The organism is Burkholderia sp. 4M9327F10, assembly GCF_005503145.1.
Taxonomy (GTDB): domain Bacteria; phylum Pseudomonadota; class Gammaproteobacteria; order Burkholderiales; family Burkholderiaceae; genus Paraburkholderia.
Window position 1 is genome coordinate 137614 of record NZ_SCNV01000008.1, and the last position, 19277, is coordinate 156890.

17 protein-coding genes are annotated in these 19277 nt (G+C 60.1%); 13 read left to right on the plus strand and 4 right to left on the minus strand.

Going from position 1 to position 19277, the window contains the following annotated elements; all coding sequences use genetic code 11:
• The first annotated feature begins 249 nt into the window (after positions 1-249).
• The 4 genes from FFS45_RS11180 to FFS45_RS11195 are packed head-to-tail and all read left to right on the plus strand — an operon-like array spanning position 250 to position 6258.
• Positions 250-2952, plus strand: coding sequence for a type VI secretion system Vgr family protein (locus FFS45_RS11180; RefSeq protein WP_137954701.1), 2703 nt, complete (start codon positions 250-252; stop codon positions 2950-2952).
• A gap of 38 nt (positions 2953-2990) precedes the next feature.
• On the plus strand, positions 2991-4931 hold the full coding sequence (locus FFS45_RS11185) for an alpha/beta hydrolase (protein ID WP_137954702.1): 1941 nt from the start codon (positions 2991-2993) through the stop codon (positions 4929-4931).
• Positions 4925-5959: a T6SS immunity protein Tli4 family protein gene (locus FFS45_RS41695; RefSeq protein WP_249362751.1), complete on the plus strand. Its 1035-nt coding sequence runs from the start codon at positions 4925-4927 to the stop codon at positions 5957-5959. Before FFS45_RS11185 ends, FFS45_RS41695 begins: the two co-directional genes overlap by 7 nt.
• An 11-nt stretch (positions 5960-5970) precedes the next feature.
• Positions 5971-6258, plus strand: coding sequence for a PAAR domain-containing protein (locus FFS45_RS11195; protein ID WP_137954703.1), 288 nt, complete (start codon positions 5971-5973; stop codon positions 6256-6258).
• Between the two features lie 270 nt (positions 6259-6528).
• Here the strand turns inward: FFS45_RS11195 and FFS45_RS11200 are convergent, their stop codons facing one another.
• From FFS45_RS11200 to FFS45_RS11210, 3 genes are read right to left on the minus strand one after another with little or no spacing between them, the layout of a single operon-like run.
• Positions 6529-7449, minus strand: coding sequence for a plasmid partitioning protein RepB C-terminal domain-containing protein (locus FFS45_RS11200; protein WP_137954704.1), 921 nt, complete (start codon positions 7447-7449; stop codon positions 6529-6531).
• The gene (locus tag FFS45_RS11205; protein WP_137954705.1) at positions 7449-8336 is read right to left on the minus strand and encodes a plasmid partitioning protein RepB C-terminal domain-containing protein; all 888 of its coding nucleotides are present in this window, start codon (positions 8334-8336) and stop codon (positions 7449-7451) included. Before FFS45_RS11205 ends, FFS45_RS11200 begins: the two co-directional genes overlap by 1 nt.
• Positions 8333-9895 carry a recombinase family protein gene (locus tag FFS45_RS11210; RefSeq protein WP_249362752.1) on the minus strand — a complete coding sequence of 521 codons (1563 nt, stop codon included), beginning with the start codon at positions 9893-9895 and terminating at the stop codon, positions 8333-8335. The genes FFS45_RS11205 and FFS45_RS11210 overlap by 4 nt, the downstream gene beginning before the upstream one ends.
• Before the next feature lie 228 nt (positions 9896-10123).
• Here FFS45_RS11210 and FFS45_RS42340 point away from each other — a divergent pair, with 228 nt between their 5' ends.
• The 8 genes from FFS45_RS42340 (at position 10124) to FFS45_RS11250 (ending at position 16743) form a co-directional block, all read left to right on the plus strand.
• A complete protein-coding gene (locus FFS45_RS42340) occupies positions 10124-10888 on the plus strand; it encodes a hypothetical protein (RefSeq protein WP_249362753.1) in 765 nt (254 codons plus the stop codon).
• Between the two features lie 128 nt (positions 10889-11016).
• Positions 11017-11994 carry a DUF932 domain-containing protein gene (locus tag FFS45_RS11220; protein WP_137954706.1) on the plus strand — a complete coding sequence of 326 codons (978 nt, stop codon included), beginning with the start codon at positions 11017-11019 and terminating at the stop codon, positions 11992-11994.
• Positions 11995-12072: 78 nt separating this feature from the next.
• On the plus strand, positions 12073-13068 hold the full coding sequence (locus tag FFS45_RS11225; protein WP_137954707.1) for a lambda-exonuclease family protein: 996 nt from the start codon (positions 12073-12075) through the stop codon (positions 13066-13068).
• A gap of 38 nt (positions 13069-13106) precedes the next feature.
• Positions 13107-14012 (plus strand): phage capsid protein, encoded by a 906-nt coding sequence (locus FFS45_RS11230; RefSeq protein ID WP_137954708.1) that lies wholly within the window; start codon positions 13107-13109, stop codon positions 14010-14012.
• Positions 14009-15097, plus strand: a complete 1089-nt coding sequence (locus tag FFS45_RS11235; protein WP_137954709.1) for a hypothetical protein — start codon at positions 14009-14011, stop codon at positions 15095-15097. The genes FFS45_RS11230 and FFS45_RS11235 overlap by 4 nt, the downstream gene beginning before the upstream one ends.
• 62 nt (positions 15098-15159) lie before the next feature.
• Complete coding sequence (locus tag FFS45_RS11240; RefSeq protein ID WP_137954710.1) at positions 15160-15966, plus strand: DUF4942 domain-containing protein; 807 nt, start codon at positions 15160-15162, stop codon at positions 15964-15966.
• Positions 15967-16088: 122 nt separating this feature from the next.
• Entirely contained in the window at positions 16089-16388 is a 300-nt protein-coding gene (locus FFS45_RS11245) for a hypothetical protein (RefSeq protein ID WP_137954711.1), read from the plus strand.
• 1 nt (position 16389) lies between these two features.
• Positions 16390-16743 carry a hypothetical protein gene (locus FFS45_RS11250; protein ID WP_137954712.1) on the plus strand — a complete coding sequence of 118 codons (354 nt, stop codon included), beginning with the start codon at positions 16390-16392 and terminating at the stop codon, positions 16741-16743.
• Here the strand turns inward: FFS45_RS11250 and FFS45_RS11255 are convergent.
• Positions 16737-17105 carry a helix-turn-helix transcriptional regulator gene (locus tag FFS45_RS11255; protein WP_137954713.1) on the minus strand — a complete coding sequence of 123 codons (369 nt, stop codon included), beginning with the start codon at positions 17103-17105 and terminating at the stop codon, positions 16737-16739. The genes FFS45_RS11250 and FFS45_RS11255 overlap by 7 nt on opposite strands.
• A 273-nt stretch (positions 17106-17378) precedes the next feature.
• Between FFS45_RS11255 and FFS45_RS11260 the strand changes: the two genes are divergently transcribed.
• Positions 17379-19127 carry a hypothetical protein gene (locus FFS45_RS11260; RefSeq protein WP_249362754.1) on the plus strand — a complete coding sequence of 583 codons (1749 nt, stop codon included), beginning with the start codon at positions 17379-17381 and terminating at the stop codon, positions 19125-19127.
• Positions 19128-19277 lie beyond the last annotated feature (150 nt).

Consider the following 19277-nt stretch of genomic DNA (forward strand, 5'->3'; position numbering starts at 1 on the left):
AACACAGCGGCTCACCGCGTACATCGCGACGATCATAGCGCGCGGTCATCACCGCCGCTGCCATGATCCTGCCGCCCGTGCAGGCCGGTCGGCGTTGAAACTCTTGTAATCCGGCACGCACCTAAATATCCATTTCGCATTAAATCAATTTTCATTTTTGCAATTCCTGATAATCGCCTGATTGCTTTCGCAGTATCTTCATACGTAAAATCGCGCGAGAAAACAGGGATAATCAGATAGAGAGGCGGTATGGGCACGCGGGATGTAATCGGGGCAACAACGGGCGGACTGTCGCAGCAGGGCCGCCTCCTGAAACTTGATACTCCGGCCGGCAATAATGTCTTGCTGCCCCACCGCGTCACCGGGCGCTCGCGGATCGGCCGCGATTTCTTTTTCCAGCTCGACTGCGCGTCCACCTCGGGAGACGTCCAGCTCAAAACGCTGATCGCCCAGGCCGTTACCCTCTGGATCCAGCAGGCCGACGGATCCTACCAGCCTCATCACGGCTATGTGCATACTGCGCGCCGGCTAGGGGCTAACGGCACCCTCACGAGCTACCAGTTGTGCTTTTCCTCGTGGATGCACTTCCTGAAGTTCCGTCGTGACCAGCGGCACTGGCAGGACAAGGCAGTAGACGAAATCATCTCGGACGTGTTCAACCAGCACCCACAGGCGAAGGGGATGTACCGTTTCGCGTTGTGGAAGCCGCTGCCGACGCGCTCCTATTGTCGGCAGGACGAGACCGACTGGAACTTCGTGCACCGGCTCCTGGAATCCGAAGGCCTGTATGGCATCTGGCAGCAGGCTGCCGACGGTAAATCGCACACGCTGGTCATCACCGACCGCCTTGAAACGCTCGAACCGCTCTCGCCTGCGGCGGTTGGGTTTTATCGGGCAGGCGTGGCCAGTGAGGCCGACGCACTCACCCAGTGGTCGGGTACACGGACGCTGCAATCCGTGCTGCTGTCGACACGCACCTTCGACTATAAAAGTCCTTCGACACCCTCCAATCCGAAAGGGACGTCGTTTCCGACGATGGAGAATCAGGGAGCGTTGCCCCCGCAAACCGAAGTCTATGAGTACACCGGTAACTATACGTACCCAGAGCAGGAACGCGGAGATCACCTGTCGAAGATCCGGATGGAGGAATGGGAGTCGCAGGCCAAGCGCTTTCACGGTGTGGGTAGCTTGCGCGGGATGGATGCAGGGCGGCGCTTCACGCTGACCGGTCATCCGGAGCACGATCAGGACGCCGCTGGCCAGCGCGAATTCGCGAGCATCGAGGTTGACTGGACCATCGAGAACAATCTTCCGCTCTCCGGGCACGAAGCGAGCTACCCGCACAGCCTGAGCAATCAGCTCGCGCAGGCCCGCGCCGAGGACCCTGCCCAGATGTTCAGCGTGAATCACGCGGACGGCTCCACGGGGTTCTATCGGGTCTCCATCGAAGCGCAACGCACGACGGTGCCGTACCGCAGTCCGTGCGAACATCGCAAGCCCGAAGCGAAGCTGGAATCGGCGATTGTGGCGGGGCCGAAGGGCCAGGAGTGCTACACCGATGAGCTGAACCGGGTGAAGGTGCTCTTCATCTGGGACCGGCAAAACGCAGGCGACGAGCGTGCGTCCTGTTGGGTGCGCGTCGCGCAATCCGATACCGGAGATGGTTATGGCGGCGTCCATATGCCGCGAGCAGGTGAAGAACTGTTGATCGGTCACATCGGCAATGACATCGACCGCCCGATTGCGCTTCATCGCGTGTACAACGGCGCGGCGAAACCGCAGTGGCATTCAAACGGGCTGCTTTCCGGCTATCAGTCCAAGGAGTACGGCGGTGGCGGTGGCTACAACCAGCTCGTGATGGATGACTCCACGGGCCAGAGCCGCATGCAAATCATGAGCAGCCATGGCATGAGCATGCTCCATGTCGGGTACCAGATCGTCCAGGACGGCAACTCGCGGGGCGCATACACCGGCAGCGGATTTACGTTACGAACCGACTATGCGGGCGCAGTCCACGCGGGCGAGGGGCTCTTTTTCAGCACGCACCCAACCAGTGCCGACGGTCAGCCACTCGACACCACCCAGCCGCGCGAGATCCTGTCGCGCGCGGATCTGCTGGTCGAATCGTTATCCGACGCGAGTGCGGCCGCCAAGGCCGAGGATCTGAAGCCCGGCCGGGAAGCACTGTCCCAGTTCGCGAAGGCAACCGAAAATAACAAGGCGGGGGTGACGAAAGGCGGCAACACGGCAGGTGGCGGGACGGGAAATGCAAATGGCTTTGCCAAACCCGTCATGCTTGGATCGAGTCCTGAGAGCATGGGCTTCACTACACACGCCTCGGCGCAGGTCGTTGCGGACGAACACCTGAACTTCGTCAGCGGCAAGAACACTTACTGGGCCGTCGGCAAATCGCTGGTGGCGGCCGTCGCCGACACGATCAGCGTGTTCGTCCAGCGCGCTGGCATTAGACTGATTGCAGGGAAAGGTGCGATCGACATCCAGGCGCTCACTGACCAGTTGCGATTACTGTCCGAACTCGGCCTGACGCTCAAGAGCAATAACGGCAACATCGAGATCGACGCGAAGACCGAACTGCTGCTTAAGTGTGGTGGCTCGTACATCCGTATCACCTCAGCAGGTATCGAGGACGGCACGCGCGGTGCGCGCACGATCAAGTCCGCGTCGTTCAGCCGGCAGGGACCGAGTTCGATTGCCGAGCATATGAACAGCCTGCCGCAGACCAAGTTTAACGATCCTTACGTGCTGCGTGATCGCATTACAGGCGACGTGCTGAAGAATCACCCCTATGAGCTGGTGCGTGCCGATGGCACACGCCTGACAGGAACGACGAACGAACTGGGACAGGTGTCCGAGCAGAAGAGCCAGGATGTTGAGTCGGTGATGCTGCGTGCGTTGCGGCCGGGCTCCAACCCGGGCGGCGGATCCGCGTGAACCATTTTGACTGATCGACACACATTGCACGAACTACGATGAGCGATAACCAGACGGGCAATCAGGGAGGCACGCCATTCGATGACGATGCCGAGCAGCAGGTGGTACAGCAGACCGGACGCACGCACGCGGACGGCTCGTCCTATGGCACTTTTACACTGACGCCAGAGAGCGACAAGCGCAGCAAGGAACTGTTGTGTGATGTGCGACCGATCATCCCGGTGATATTCCTGCCGGGCGTGATGGGGTCGCTGCTGGCAGACAAGGATACCGGCGACGAACTGTTCTTTGCGCCAAACACGGATGGCATGCTCGGAAGCGTAGGCGCACTCCCGGCGTTGATTGGGTTATGGTTCAAGAGCGCGTCATCGCGGGAAACACAGTTCGACCCGACCCAGGCGGCGGTGACGCCGCTCGGCCCGATCAATGTCGGCAAGCATGGCAAAGGCGATACGGCCGACCAGTTCGTGGACGAAGTGGAAGCGAGGCGGCGGGGGTGGGGGTCGGTGCATCGCACAAGCTATCACCCCGTGCTGGCGTGGCTCGAAGAGCAGTTGAACCAGCCGATGCGGCTAGGCAAGCCGCATGGTGCGTGGGTCGAACCCGATCCTACGGGCGAAAAGTGGACGCTCAAGCCAGTGATCGACACGGACCCGGTCGACTACGGCGCCTACGGCACGGGCGAGAAAATTACGCTGGATTCGGCCGCATTCAAGCGCTTCTCGAAATACCGGTATCGCGTATACGCCATCGGCTACAACTGGCTGCAGTCAAATGCAGACTCGGGGCAGCAGGTCGTCGAAGGGTCCGATTACTACGATCCAAAGACGAAGAAAACGACGAGGCTGATGGGGATCAAGGAAATTTGCGCGGAGAACCATACCGGCAAGGCGATCATCCTGACGCACTCGATGGGCGGATTGGTGGCCCGGATGGCGATCGCGATGCACGGGGCGGAAAACTGGATGCACGGGGTATTTCACAACGTGCAGCCGGCGACGGGCGCGCCGGTAGCGGCGAAACGTTTCCGCACGGGTGGGGGAAACGAAGGCGGGATAAACAGCTTTATCAACGGCAGTCTGGTTGGCCGCGACGCAGGCGAATTCATTGCGGTGATGGCGAATGCACCGGGGCCGCTGGAACTGATCCCAATGCCCGACTACGACAACGGCGAAGCGTGGTGGGTGTTCTCGCGGCTCAATGGCGAAGTGGTGATGCAGTTTCCGCAGAATGGTGACGCTTACAACGAAATCTACCTCAACCCGAACTGGTATGGCCTTTTGCCTGACCCAGCATTACTTGATCCGGCCGGAACGTTAAAGAAACAACTTGATAAAGCCGGGCAGGGTGAAACGGTGACAGAGAATTTTTGGGGAACAGTTCAAGCTGCTGTCGAGAAGCAACGCAAGATAAAAGATACATATCACGGCAAGACATATGTCGCGTACAACGGCAACGGTGCCATAAAACCAGAGTCGCAAACAGGTGCTTCGACGGATAGCAGTGACAAGGGCAAGCCGGGAATCGAAAAAGGTCTGCCGCTCACAAAGGTATTGACGTGGGGCAAGGTGATCTGGACGGGGAATGTGCCGTCGGGAGTGTCGGAAAAAGAATTGAGCGCTGCGACCCTCCTGCACGATTCGCATACGGGCAATGTGCGAGTACATCTGGCATCGCGCGACCTGACCATCGAGTTCGAGGTACAGAAAGTACCGAAGCTGCCCGCCGGCACGGATGCCCCCGACCCGAACAAAAACGGCATTATTGCAGGTGACGGTACGGTGCCGACGTGGTCGGCCGACGCCCAGGCGCGCGGGCTGAGACCGGGCGTGAAAGGTAATCCTGCTAAAGGCGTGCAGATGGCTTTCGTACAGGGTGGCTACAATCACCAGGGTAGCTATGACCACCCGTGGACCCGTTGGGCGCTGCTCTACAGCGTCGTGCAGATCGCGCAGGATGCGCCGGAGCCGTCATGTTGAAACTTGTCCAGAAATTTCTGTTGCTCGTGTTGAGCGTGTGCGCCTGTTCGATTGTGTTTTCCGGGGAACCGACGATGAATAATCCCTTGCTGTCCAAATCGCGTCCGTGGTGCATCGGTCGCTTCGTATTCGACCGGCCCGTGGCGAGCGAGATTTCGAATCAACGCTATGGATACCGCGGTGACAAACTGGAGACGATACACAACCAGTCATTTGAAATTTATCGATCTAAAATTGACGCTCGAGAGACCTATTTAGAAACGCAAAAGCGTACGGATCCTGGAAATGGGAAGGAGACAGATCATGCATTATTGGAAAAGACCTTTTCCCCGATCAAAGACTCCAGGGTGTTCATCTTTCAGGATGGCGTTGCAAAATATGTAAAGCTGCCCTTCAAGTCCGAGAGCTATATTTACAAAGAAAATACGATTTTTCATACGACTGGCGGAATTGGTTCATCTGCGATTGATAGAGCCGAAGAAATCTATAACGATACGGTTCGCCGCATCAAGGCGCGCGATAATTGGACAGTGCCAACCGAGTCGGGGTTCTGCTTCGACGGCGGGATCGTCACAGGTTCGTCGACCTATACCGAGGAGGTCAGCCAATCGTTCGCACTGATGCCAGGACGACCAGCGCTTCTGGTGATTCAGATGCGTGACGCGGTGGACACGGATCAGAAAGAGTCGCTGACCAAGACGCTGCCTCAATTGCGCGCCCAGATGGATCGGATGCCCGGCGACTATCGTATTTTGCGCCAGGGCAAGCGCACCGTCGCCGGGATGGATGCAGAGGAAGTGGTGTTCGAACTTAAGGAAGGGGAGATCACCTCGTACCGTTTTTATCTGCTCGCGCCAGGCGACCCGAGTACTTTGGCAAAGCCGCATACGGCTATTCAATTGCTACTCGGCGCAAGCAGTCCCGATTTGACACCGGAGCAGGCGACTTCGCCTGTAGACGAAGCTGGGGCGCTTCTGACGTGGGATACGCTACTAAACAGCTTGCGGCTGCGACCTGGCGCGGTTTGAGCGAGGATGACATGCGACGCTACGACATCGTAAAGGGCGACACGACTACGGTAGGCGGCATCGTTCAGGGCGGCGACGGGCAGGACGTGCTGAATGGCCGCGAGCAAGCCTACGAGCACGATCCGGTTTGGTGTCCGGTGTGCAAGGCGATAGGCAAGATTCAGCGCGACGGTCCCCGCATCTCAACCACGGGACCGGATGGCCGGGAAGCGGCGCTGAGCGACGATCTTTGTATCTGTCAATGTTCGCCGCCCCCGAAGCTGGTGGCGTCGCAGTCGGCGTCATATATCGAGATGTAAACTGGGAGGGTGTGATGGTCAGGAAATTGATTGAGGCTGCGGTGTTGCTGGTATTGATGGCTACCCTATCGGGTTGTGCGATGTTTACCTGTAATGCTCCTCCGGTGTGTTAATTGCGAGCGAGGCCCCCGGATTTTGACGATGGAAACAGATGTCCGGGCAGCCAGTGTTCTCGCGATTGAGGCTTCGTAGCGATCACGACAGCTTCGCGAATTCTAAAAAGAACTTATGAAAAGTCCCCGGCAGCTTGCCTATCACGCACCATTCTTGTCAGGCCGCCTTCTCGCCACGGCTATCTGTTGTCAACGTCTTTACCTCGGCAATCGCCTGTAGCTGCTGCAGATAGTCGGCGCGAAACTGGGCCAGCCACCGTACCACGCGGGCGTTGTCGAGCAGGTTGGTAACATAGCTTTTGATCACCACCAGCTTCAGACTGTCCGGGCCATAGTTCTCTTCGAACAGTTTGGTGTCGGCCTGCAGCACGGCCAGCTCGCGTTCCAGACGCCGGATTACCTCCAGCGCCCCGCTCTTCGCCGCACGCTCCCGCGGGCCCTCCACAAGCTGATCGTCTGGCGTAGTTTCAAGCATCGCCAGTGCGAATTTTCCTGAATAGTTTTCGAGGTTAATCATCGCGTGCACCACATCGACCTGGCGGAACGGCTTCATTTGACGCAGGATCTTGAAAATGCGGTGGGGTACCCGTTTGTCAGATAGCAGTTTGATCGCCTCGTCGCATATCCCGTCCAGCATTCTGAAACGGTCCCTGATCGTGTTGGTTGACAACCCAAGCGCGGCGGCCAACCGCTCCAGTGATACGCCGCTTTCGTACACCCGCAAAATCATGAGGTGATCCTGGATCGCGGCCAGCCGGCTGACGCGCTTGTTGTACGTGAGACTTTCATCATCTTTCGCAATCAGACAACGGGCGTGCACCTTTCCGATCTCCTTCAATGCATCAACGCGAAGATGACCATCGAGAATCGAGAAATGACCGGGAATGGATGAGTGCGGGATAACGACAACGGGCTCGACCAGCCCGATTACGTCCACCGATGACCGGATCTGCGCATACTTGGCGCTATCTTTCACTCTGGCCGGTAACGCTTTCGACGGGTGGAGCACCGCGAGCGGTATGTCAAACCATTCGCGATTGAATCCGCACTCCACGACTTTCGTGCGAGACTTTTCCATCACACGAGCCCTCCGCGGTTAGCCGCCTCGGCCAATGGCTGGGGGACGGTCATCAACCCTTCTGCCTTCACCACGCCGACGAATTCCGCATTCGAGAACAGTTCCTTGAAAATCTCGTTGACAATGAGCAGGGAAGTGCTCACGCGCTCCGCCTTGAGCTGGATCAGCTTGTGTTTTTCCGCATCCCGCTGATACAGCCGCATCAGATCTTCCGGGCTGAGCTTCTTTCGTTTAGCGCTTCCCCCGGCCTGCTCCCCGACTGCCTTGCCGACCCGCACGCGCTGCTGGAGAAGCCGGCGAATCGTCGTCACCTTCTTTCCCTTGATTTCGCCCCTGTTCACAGCTTCAAGCAATAAATGCTGCGCCTCGGAATCGCTTGCACGGGAAATGTCGATCGCCAGGTGCAATGGAATATGTCCGGCTTCGGTTGCAGCAAGCAGGCGCTTTTCCCCTCGCTCGAGCAGCGTTCCCACCATGTTGACCCATGAGGCCGTGTAGCCGATCTTCTTGCCGATTTCGCCGTCTGAATACCCCTTCTTGCGCAACGCATCGACCTGCGCGAGCATCTCGCTCGCAGGCGGATTTCGCCGTGCGACATTCTCCACCACGCTCATGATGTACCCGGTCTCCTCATCGACATCGAGAATGATGGCGGGGATCTCCGTTTGCCCCAGGAGCTTGAAGGACTCCAGCCGGCCCTGACCGCACACGAGCGCGTACCTGTCGGAGTTGCCGGATATACGTCGCACCTCGATCGGCCGTTTCAACCCGACGCGCTGGATGTTCTCGGTGATTTCGCGATGAACCTTCCTGTTTCGCTCTCGCGGATTAACCACTGTGATCGCATCGACGGGAATCATCGCAACCTGTCCGGATTCGCTGTTCATGCGGCCTCCGCGAGCGGCACGCGTGCCGCGAGAAGATAGAAGACATCGAGCGTCTCGAACTGGTACGCATCCAGCGCAAACCCGTTGCACTCGGCGTAAGGAAGGAACGCTGATGTGAAGTCGATCGATGGAAGGAGATAAAAATCGAACGGCGCGGTGTTGTCGTGATTCATGCGGGCAACGACCGTGATGTCCGGTGAGAGGCTTGTATCGAGCCTGATCCGCCAGCGGTAGCTTCCTGCTGGCGTCAGCTTGCATCGCGCAATAACGAGCGATGCACTGAACTCCCCGTTCACGTTGAGAAGGTCCGTTTCGCGATCACGATGAGCGAAACCACCAACCTGTTCAATGCCGCGCTGGATCTCCGTCAATACCTCAGGATGTCGCTGTCGCAGGGCCCGATTGATTTCGAGGTAGGAGTAGTCGCGTCCGGGAAGAAAACCGATCAGGTTGTATGCGCGAAGCAGACTACCGAACCGGGATCGATACGCTGCACTTGATGGTGCGCAGTCTTCCTCATCGATGATCAAACCGGACAGCGCCCCACACTTCTCCAGAATCTGCGCCAGCACTTTGAGCATTTCACCATCGTCGAGATGATGCGAGCGACTTGCGATAACCGCCTGGACCTTCAGATACCAGTCTAACGGAACGATCGACTCGAACGCGCCGTCTTTGCGGATCCATTGGTCAGGTGGATTTCGTACATGTTGAATCTTCAGTTTGTAAGACGTGTGGTTATAAACGTTGTTACCGATGTACTTCTCGTTCGTCAGAATCTGGTGGACCGTTCCTCGGGTCCATGGGCGACCGTAGTCGGTCAACACGTTTTCACGATTTAGCAATGATGCAATGACGCGCTCCGGCATCCCGTGATCGAGAAACAATCGGTAGCTACGGTGTACCGTCGCAATCTCCTCGGCAGGCCCCGGTACCAGAACGACGCGATCGCTCTGGATGTTTTTCCTGTCACGACGGTGGAGGAGCCCTTTAACATTGTGGTGCTCGTCGATCAGTTGCCTGCGCAGGCCCAGACCGGGCGCACCGCCCTGTCGATACCCGCGCTGAACAAGGTTACGATGGCCGGCAAATACCTTGACCGACAGTTCCCGGCTGTATTCGGCGGCCATGCTGCGCTTGAGACTCTTGAGCAGAGTCGAACCTAACGAGGTGTCGTTTCCAAACTGTTCCGCGCAGAAGATGACCTGAATGCCATTTCTCTTGCACGTATGCTCATGGACTGCCGCTTCATCCGGGTCAGGAAAGCGGCCCCAGCGACTGACGTCATACACGAGTACTGCGACAAAATCGACCTGCCCGCGCTGCACATCCTCAAGCAGTTGCTTTAACCCTTTTCGTCCTTCAATGCTCAGCCCGCTTTTTCCGTCGTCCTGGTACGACCGCACGATCTCCATGCCGTGTTCACTGGCGAATCCGGCAATAAACTGGGTTTGATTTTCGGTCGAGTAACGCTGGTGCTCCGTCGACATGCGCGTGTACTGCGCAACCGGGATCTTCCTGTCGCCGCTCTTTTCTTCAACCATTATGGCGTGCCGCATGATCGTGCTCCAGCGATCGACGTTGAGCGCCCATCCTTCGCCGAATCGATGACAGTTTGATGGCCGGGAAAATTGTTTTTTTCAGGGTCTAATGATTTAGCGAATCGAAATAAATCGCAGGGGTCGAATCCAAAATTTTTCAACCACATATGACTTCCCTGAGCGCAGCCAGATACAGCCGCTCCACCGGTGCATCCCCGCACCGATGCACTTCGCTCAGGAATACAAATGAATCTCACCCCTTTCCTTCTGCCCGGCGTCTTGACGCTCGCGCTCGTCATCATGTTTATCGTTGGTCTGCGCTCGCTCGCTACCATCAACCGCCCGCAGCCTGTTCCGCCCTCTACCACCGGCGCGCCCACCAGGGCCCGCCCGGCGCAGCACGCCACGTCAGCACCAGACGGACTGGACGAATGGGAAACCAACCCTCAATGGCACGAACACGTGGGCCACGCACCCGTCGGCATCGACGAAGATCCGGATTCCGCGCGACCGTCCGTCGACCAGTACGCATCCATCACTGCGCCAGTGCATACCGATGAAGTGCACGAGGAATCGCGCGGCGCGCTACAGGCTGAGCTGCGTGACATTTTCGGCCCGTTCACCCACGAACCACACGACCGGGCAACTGCCCCTTCGTCGACCGTGACGCCGTCCTCTCCGACAGACACGCTGCGCTGTCCGCATTGCCGGTCCTCCCGCATCGACACGCGCAACCGAGCTCGCAAGGCGGGTAGCACTATCGGCAGTGTGGCGGGCGCAACGGGCGCAATGACCGCGGCGCTCGCCGGTGCGGAGACCGGTGCGGTTGTCGGCTCCATCGCAGGTCCGATAGGAACCATCTTTGGCGGCCTTGCCGGGGCAGTGATTGCCGGTCTTGTCGGCAGTGCTGCCGGATGCGCGGCCGGCTCAGCTGTCGGTGCTGCAATCGACGAAAACGTGCTCGACAACCACCAGTGCCTCGCCTGCGGTCACACGTTCAGCGTCCGGTAAAAGCAGTCCTCGCTGTCATTCGCCCCCGCTCTTCGATTTTTGCTTCACTCCCCCTGCTTCATTCCTCTGATCCAAACCTGTCCGGCTTCTGCCGGGCGTTATGCCTTTTCAATTCCCCGGAGTTCAACATGCATCTTGTTCAGACAATGGCCTACGTTGGCCAGGAACCGTGGCACGGCCTTGGCAACAGGCTCGCTCCCAATCAACCTCTCGAAGTCTGGGCCAAAGCCGCTGGCATGGACTGGAGCATCGAGGAGGCCGAAGTGCGCTTTGTCGCCGGCAGCGCAGTCAACCGCGCCGGTCTCGGTTCAATTCACGCCTTCCCTGAACAGAAAGTCCTGTACCGCTCGGATACCCGGGCGCCGCTGTCGGTCGTGTCGTCACGCTATCAGGTCGTTCAACCCGCCGAGATTCTGGAGTTCTACCGGGACCTGACGGAAGTCGGTGGCTACGAGCTGGAAACGGCAGGCGTACTCAAGGAAGGTCGCAAGTTCTGGGCGCTCGCAAAGACCGGGCAGTCGGCCACGCTCAAGGGACGCGACGAGGTCAACGGCTACATCCTCCTGGCGACTGCCTGCGACGGCACGCTGGCAACCACTGCGCAATTTACCTCCGTGCGCGTCGTCTGCAACAACACGCTCGCCATCGCACTCAGCGATGGTGCAGGAGCCGTCAAGGTGCCGCACCGCAGCCAGTTCGATGCGCAGGCAGTCAAGCGCCAGCTTGGCATTGCCGTGTCGTCGTGGGACGCGTTCATGGTCCGGATGAAAGCGTTGTCCGAGCGCAAGGTGTCCGATGCGGTAGCAGAGAAATTCCTGCGCCGTGTACTCACCTATTCCGCAACGAGCCCGGCCGATCGCGACGCGACCACCGTCAACGATCGCGCCATCAAGGCAGTCGCCCAGCTTTATGCAGGACGTGGCAAGGGCGCGGAATTGCAGTCCGCATCCGGCACCGCATGGGGCCTACTGAACGCGGTGACCGAGTATTGCGATCACCATCGACGCGCCCGCAGCGACGATCACCGGCTCGATGCTGCCTGGTTCGGTGCAGGCGCGACCCTCAAGCAGCGCGCGTGGGACGAAGCGATGAAGCTCGTCGCATGAGACACACCCCATTGCGGTTACTGCATACACGCCCGGCTGGATTCCAATCCGCCGGGCGTTGTTCATTCTGGAGGCGGTATGAGTCACCCTGAGACAGGCGGCCACGACCGGAAGCGTCCGGCCCTGCGGCTGGTCGACACGAAGGATCTGTCGCGCAGCGAATGGCTGGAGGTGCGGAAATCCGGGATCGGCGGATCGGACGCCGCTGCCGCAATCGGCCTAAGTCCTTACGTGAGCCAACTCGAACTGTGGCTCGACAAGACCGGGCGGGACGTCGGTCTGCCACGCCCGGACCCGGCCGACACCACCGCCCCCACCTATTGGGGCACGCTGCTGGAGCCGATCGTCGCGGCCGCCTATACGCAACAGACCGGCAATCGGGTACGCAAGGTCAATGCCGTGCTTCGCCACCCGACAATCCCGTTCATGCTCGCCAATCTTGACCGGGAAATCGTCGGCGCACGCGACGTCCAGGTCCTCGAATGCAAGACCGCGGGCGAGTTCGGCGCGCGACTCTGGCGCGAGGGCGTGCCGGAACACGTCCAGCTGCAGGTGCAGCACCAGCTTGCCGTGACGGGCAAGGCGGCGGCGCATGTAGCCGTGCTGCTTTGCGGTCAGGCGCTGGAGGTCCACCGGATCGAGCGCGACGATGCACTGATCGGCAGACTGGTCGAACTCGAAGCGCGATTCTGGCGATTCGTGGAATCGGACACGCCGCCGCCCGCAGATGGTTCTGAATCGTCCGATCGCGCCTTGCGCCACCTGTATCCGGGCCAGGGCGGTACGGTCGACTTCAGCGACGACCGGCATCTGTCGTCGGTGTTCGCCGATCTGGTTGCTGTACGGGTCGAGATCGAAGCTCGCCAGCAACTCGAGGCGAAGCTGAAACAGACGATCCAGCAGGCGATGGGTGAAGCGACCCGGGCAATGTTCGAAACAGGCTCGGTGTCGTTCAAACGCAGCAAGGATTCGTCGTCGGTCAATCTGGAACGCCTGCTGGCCGATCACCCCGGATTCGAAACACAGTACCCGGCTTCGAAGCCGGGTTCCCGGCGGTTTCTCGTCTCCACCTGATTCCCGCTTCCCCTCCTACTTCCATTTAGAGGACTACCATGCTCAAGGGTCTCGCTATTACTCCACCCGTTATCGGGCGCATTTCGATTGGCCGTCTGGTCGAGAAGGCCGGCAAACGTCTGCCGGAGAAGGACGACCAGTTCACGCTGACCACACAGGTACAGCAGCGTGGCGAATGGGTGCTGCATCCACTCAACGAGACATTGCGCAAGGCGACGTCCGGCAAGTTGCGCGCGATTCCCGTGCGCTTCCTGTTCAATGATCCCGGCCTCAATCTGCGGGCTGAATACTCGCTGTTCGACCACGGTACCGGGCGTCCTGTGTGTGTCGGTAACGGCGAGACGTGCAGGCGCGCAGGCGACGCCGGTATCGAGGAACTGCCCTGCCCGTCGCCAGATGGTTGCGCATTCGGTCGTGCCGGCAACTGCAAGCCGTATGGGCGGCTAAACGTCGCGATCGGTGACGAGGATGAACTCGGCTCGTTCATCTTCCGTACGACTTCGTATAACTCCATCCGGACGCTCGCCGCGCGCCTACATTATTTCAGTGCGGTGTCTGGCAACCTGCTCGCCTGCCTGCAGCTGGAACTGAAGCTGCGCGGCAAGTCGACCACGCAGAGCTACAGAACGCCGATCTACTACGTGGATCTGGCGGTGCGATCCGGTAGTACGCTGGAAGACTCCATCGTGCAGGCGCAGGAACTCGATGCGCGGCGACAGGCAGCCGGGTTCAACCAGGCAGCGCTTGATGCGGCGGCGCGGGCGGGTTTCGCCAACGGCGCGTTCGAGGACAGCCCGGACGAGCGGGCCGCAGTCGTCGAGGAGTTTTATCCGGAGGATACGGCTCGCTCGGATGCAGAAGGTGGCGGTACAACCGACACGCCACCGACGCTGCGCGACAAGCTGGAACGCAAGGCGGTGCTGCTCGGCGGCAAAGCCGCATGAGCACGCGACGCTGGGCATTCGTCCTGGCCGTTGGCGCGACAGGCACCGCGCTCAGCCTGTCGATTCTCGCAGGCTGGCAGCGAGGTGGCTCGCTCCCGGAACAGCTGGTTTGGGTCGCGATCGGTCTGGTGCTCGTCACGAGCGCGCACCTGTTGCCGGCGCTGCTCAGGGGTGCGCCGATCCTTGTCCGGGGCGTAGGTCGCCTGCTATGGGGAGCGTGTCTGGTAACTACGTGTTTCGGGCACGCGACCTTCTTCACTTTCGCGCAACAGCATGCCGGAGAGCAACGGGCGTCGAAGGTACCGGTGGTCCCTACCTTGTCGACCGCTCGCACCCTCACGACCGTCATGACGGAGCGCGCGACCGTGACCGCCCAGCTTGCCGCAGCGACGGCGCGTTACTGCGTCGGTAACTGCGCGACACTCGAAGCCCGTCGCGCGACGCTCGCGGCACGGCTTGACGCGCTGAACGCCGGAGCGGACGATATTCGGCACCGACAGGCAGCAGACGACCGAGTCACGACCCGGCGTGACGCGTTACTCGCGGATCCAGTCACGTCGCGTCTCGCCGCGTTACTCGGCACGGCACCTGCCCGGATCGATCTGCTGACGGGCCTCGTGTTCGCCGCTGTACTGGAAGGCGTCGCGTGTCTGTTGTGGACGATCGCGCTCCGGTCGCCGTCACTGGCGCCGCTATCTGCTGAAGTCACACCACCAGTAACAGCAATAGTTTCGGTAACCGCCGACGTGACTCAACCCGTAGTCACGGCAGTCACGGACACGACCGCTTCGACCCAGCCAGTAATCTCGCCAGTCGCGGCGAGTCAGGTCGCCGCGACCGTTGGTCGCAACGACGTGCCCCCCGGTCACGACAGCACATCCCGCAGTCATGCGCCTCGTGACGATCCAGTCACGCCGTTACCGATTGCCGATCCCATCGACAACCACCTGACGCAGCTCGTTCGAGATGTCGCGGCCGGTCTCGTTCGACCCACTGTCACTGACATCCGTCGTCATCTCGGTTGCTCGCAAGCGCGCGCAGCCACGCTGCGTCGCCGGCTTGCTGAACACAACGTGACGGCATAGACGCCGGGCCTCGTGCCCGGCTTTTTCTTTGTCGCCCTTTCTCTCTACTGCCCTCATGCTCCATGGACTCGACCGATCTCGTCAAAAGCATCAGCATCGCCAATCTCGCCAACCAGCGCGTCGCCGTCGTCGAACGCATCCGCGCCGCACTCGATCTGCTCGCCGAAGCCCAGCAGCTCGCCAGGGCTGCGCATCTCGGGTTCCCTCGACTCGTTCTCGATGAAAGCTACGGCTGCCGTGGCCGACCTGCAGTGACCGGTGAATATGCGGTCCGCGCCGACGCTGAGGCCGCCATCGTGCGCATTGTCGATATATGTGGCTGGGATTACCTGCTGTCGGAATCGGGTTTGCGCACTTTCATGGACGCGCAGGCTCGAGAGCAGTGGAATAAGCAGATCGCCGAAGGCGACGTCCCTGAACTGACGGCCGCCAATATCGAAGCTACGTTCGCGCAGCTCTACGGCGCACGCGGCGACATGTTTGAGCGTGGCGTAATCGCGTGTTTCCGCAGACTGTCGTGGGACTACAAGACGAACCAGCCGTTCCGGTTCGGCAAGCGGATCATCGTGCGGTATCTGCTTAGTCAAGGCTCACTCAACCACCGCGTCACCGATGAACTGGACGACCTGATGCGCGTGTTCTACGTGCTCGACGGCAAACCCGAAGCAGATCACCGCCACGGTGCTTACTACCTGGTTTCGGATGCCCAGCAGCAGCGGCGCGCCGAAGCCGAGAACGATTACTTTCACCTGCGCTGGTTCAAGAACGGCAATGGGCACCTGGGTTTCAAGCGGCCCGACCTGGTCAGCCAGATGAACCTGATCCTCGCGAAGCACTACCCGAACGCGCTGGCCTCGGAAGCGCGGTAGTTCGCCGACTCATCCACGCCGTTCACGCCGCGTCCTGCGTCCCGGTTTTATCCCCTTTGCTTTCGACCCAGCACCGTCCCTATGGGAGGCATGTGCTCGCCCTTTATCTGGAGATATTCATCGTGACTTCACCTTCTACGTATCGCGCCGGCGCTCGCTTCAAGCCCGGACGGATCCTTGCCACTCCTGCCGCGCTGGAGGTCATCGCCGACGCGAAAGCTTCAATCATCGAGCTGCTGACTCGCCACATCCGGGGCGATTTCGGCGACCTGTCCGAGTCCGACCACCAGCAGAACGAACTGGCTGTTGCAACCGGGCAGCGCATCCTGTCCAGCTACGTCTTGCCTAACGAGCAGACGGTCTGGCTGGTCACAGAGTGGGACCGCTCCGCCACCACCTTCCTGTTGCCCGGAGACTACTGACATGACGAACCGCGCTCTTCCTGCCCGGCTCCGTGTGCCGATCCGCGTCACGCCCGGTTGTGTCTTCGTGTCACTGGGTGCGCTCGACGCGCTGCACACCGTCGGCGTCCCGCCTGTCCACTTCCTGATACGTCATATGCGTGGTGACTGGGGCCGGCTCACCGACGAGGACTGGCAACGCAACGAATGTGCGCTCACGACAGGAGACTACCTGCTGTCTAGCTACATCCTGTCGACCGGACAAAAAATTTGGATGCACACCACTTGCGGGCGCTCAGCGACCTTCGTCACGTTGCCGGCTGAGGAGTTCAAGTTGGAGTCGTCCCTGCGCGATGCGCTACTAGGACGTTATTGACGCCCGGCCCCTGTCTGGCGATGGGTCAACCTCGCCGACAGGCGCTCGAAGACCTCTAGCAACATCGTCCGGTCGGCTGCGGAAAGCTGTGACAGTACCCGGTTAAGGTGACTCGCCTGATCGCTGGACCGGATGCTGGCCTCGGTTAGCAGATCGGCTGCCTCGCACTCGAAGATGTCCGCCAGCTCGAACAGGCGCACCACCGTCGGGATGACGACCCCGCGCTCCATCCTTGACACGGCTTCCAGGCCAATGCCCAGCAATTCCGCGACATTTTCCTGCGTCAGCTCGCTCGCGATGCGCTGCTTGGCTATCGCCCGCCCCACCACCACCGCCAGATCTTCAGATTCCGATTTCGACATACCACCTCCCAGTCAACCGGAATGGTTGAGCATCACCCCTTTGACATGAAGGGCTTTTTGAGTTGATATTCAACTTTTTAAGCGATTTGCCGTAGTACCGGGTAGACATGGGTTGGTCCACGGCGGATTCGACCTATGACGGTCCGCGTCAGGCGGTTGCTCATCAACTGGAAGTAGCGTCAATGGACTAGAACTCCCCAAAGGAACGGCGCGATCTTCATTTGCAAGGTGAAAAGAAAGATGCACACGAGAATTCCGAGTTGCGTTATTTGCATGTCAATCGTCGCCATGCTTGCGGCCTGTGGCGGTGGCGGTGGCGGAAACAGTGGATCGTCCGCACCGTCGACGCCAGCTACCTCAGCTCAACTCACCGGCAAGGCCATCGACGGCTATCTGGTCGGCGCCACCGTCTGTTTCGACAACGGTCAGGGCGCCTGCGACTCGACGCAGTCCACGACGACCACCGACGCCAACGGCGACTACACGCTCAAGGTCAGTGGAAGCGTGACCGACAAGCAGGTCGACGTAATCGTCACGCCCAGCACCACGGACCTTGCGAATCCGACCATTCCCTTCACGTCCACCTTCACACTCTCCGCCATCGTTCAGGGCACGACGCAGAACGTGACGCCGCTCACAACGATGGTGGTCGCGCAGATGGCGACGGGCCAAACGCAACAGGAGGCCACGCAGGCCGTACAGAATCTGGTGGGCAGCAAGGTCGATCCCAATGCGGATTACATCTCGGGAGGTGACACCGGCACGGCATCGGTTGCGGCCAGCATGGTGAGCCACATGACCGAGCTGTCTGGTCAGGGTCCGATTTCGTGGTCGCAGGTGCAGGCGACCATGAACGCCTATGCATCAAAGGGCAACATCAACGGCGTGCAGCAGTCGGACGTCGACGCGCAGCTTGCAAACCCGGCCTTCAGCAAGGCGATCGACGCATCCGCTGCGCTCGCCACTCCCCTCTATACCGTAGATGGGGACCTCATGCAGGAGGTTGCGGGAAGCTCCACCATCTCGTCCGCACTCTCGCCGGTCCGGGAGAATTTCACGCTCTCCGGTTCGACGCTGTCGGTCACGCAGGAGATCCAGGGCAACGGCAACTGGTCGGCGGCGTCACCTGTCGGTAGTTACGATGCGATGTTTAGTGGCTCGTTCATCTCGCTCAATGGCGGCATGGGTGCGTACCTGATGAAGTCCGATGGCTCGTGGACGAACTGGCTGACGGCCGCGCAACTGCACCCCTCGTACAGTCTCTCGACTGTCGGATCGACGCTCGTCGGCTCCGATCCGAACACGAACGATCAGGTCACGATTTCCTACCGCACAACGGATGTCAGCGGGCAGCCGCTTTCGAGCGCGCTGCAGATCGACTATCGCAACCCCGTGCGTGGCACGATGACCGGTACGTTTCCCTCCGGAACCACGGCGTTTCTCGCAACGACGGCCTACGCGCATGACCGGCTGATGCTCGTCAGTGAAGGCCTCGGCTTACCGTGGATCAACGGCGCAGATGTCAACCAGCCGGTCTTCGTCAATGGTTCGTCGCTGTACAGCCTGGGCGATCCCACCCAGACGTACACCTCGGTGCAGCAGACGGTGGGGACGCAAACGGACATCGGCGGCGGCTGCCTGCTTCTGAACATTGAGGCAAACGGCGTTGCCACGGTCGACAAAAGCAATGCGTCTGGCTGCCGGTACGGCGGCATCGATACCAACAGCTACCCGGTCACAGGTTCATGGTCCGCATATCCGCGTAATCCCAACGCGATCACGGTCAGCCTGCCGAAATCAATCGGCGGGCCGACCGTGCCGATCGACGACACGATCAAGAACACGATCAACGCCGGGGGCTCGCTCGTCGTGGCACTCGTGAACGGCAAGCTGATGGGTGGCTTCCTGCGACCCGCCAGCGCACCGGACACCGTCGCACAGTTCCCGTCGTCCGTCACCGACACCATCGCGGCGTCGATGCGTGCTGCCGCAGTGAAGCTCGGTCTCACGCAAAACCCATAACGCGCACGGCAGTTCGCACCTTCGAAAGCGTCGGCGGCTCGTTTCACTGCGCCGACGCGCTTCACGGCTTTCGACCATCGGAAATTTCCGAAGGGCCCTGCAACAACGCTGTCCGGTTCTGGCAAGCACGTTCGCCCTCGGAACGCCAGA

Coding starts and splice junctions, on each gene's coding strand:
- FFS45_RS11225 (WP_137954707.1), top strand. CDS start 12,073: ATGAGTCACCCTGAGACAGGCGGCCACGACCGGAAGCGTCCGGCCCTG.
- FFS45_RS11235 (WP_137954709.1), top strand. CDS start 14,009: ATGAGCACGCGACGCTGGGCATTCGTCCTGGCCGTTGGCGCGACAGGC.
- FFS45_RS11200 (WP_137954704.1), bottom strand. CDS start 7,449: ATGGAAAAGTCTCGCACGAAAGTCGTGGAGTGCGGATTCAATCGCGAA.
- FFS45_RS11180 (WP_137954701.1), top strand. CDS start 250: ATGGGCACGCGGGATGTAATCGGGGCAACAACGGGCGGACTGTCGCAG.
- FFS45_RS11260 (WP_249362754.1), top strand. CDS start 17,379: ATGTCAATCGTCGCCATGCTTGCGGCCTGTGGCGGTGGCGGTGGCGGA.
- FFS45_RS42340 (WP_249362753.1), top strand. CDS start 10,124: ATGAATCTCACCCCTTTCCTTCTGCCCGGCGTCTTGACGCTCGCGCTC.
- FFS45_RS11255 (WP_137954713.1), bottom strand. CDS start 17,105: ATGTCGAAATCGGAATCTGAAGATCTGGCGGTGGTGGTGGGGCGGGCG.
- FFS45_RS11185 (WP_137954702.1), top strand. CDS start 2,991: ATGAGCGATAACCAGACGGGCAATCAGGGAGGCACGCCATTCGATGAC.
- FFS45_RS11205 (WP_137954705.1), bottom strand. CDS start 8,336: ATGAACAGCGAATCCGGACAGGTTGCGATGATTCCCGTCGATGCGATC.
- FFS45_RS11210 (WP_249362752.1), bottom strand. CDS start 9,895: ATGCGGCACGCCATAATGGTTGAAGAAAAGAGCGGCGACAGGAAGATC.
- FFS45_RS11195 (WP_137954703.1), top strand. CDS start 5,971: ATGCGACGCTACGACATCGTAAAGGGCGACACGACTACGGTAGGCGGC.
- FFS45_RS11250 (WP_137954712.1), top strand. CDS start 16,390: ATGACGAACCGCGCTCTTCCTGCCCGGCTCCGTGTGCCGATCCGCGTC.
- FFS45_RS11230 (WP_137954708.1), top strand. CDS start 13,107: ATGCTCAAGGGTCTCGCTATTACTCCACCCGTTATCGGGCGCATTTCG.
- FFS45_RS11220 (WP_137954706.1), top strand. CDS start 11,017: ATGCATCTTGTTCAGACAATGGCCTACGTTGGCCAGGAACCGTGGCAC.
- FFS45_RS11240 (WP_137954710.1), top strand. CDS start 15,160: ATGGACTCGACCGATCTCGTCAAAAGCATCAGCATCGCCAATCTCGCC.
- FFS45_RS41695 (WP_249362751.1), top strand. CDS start 4,925: ATGTTGAAACTTGTCCAGAAATTTCTGTTGCTCGTGTTGAGCGTGTGC.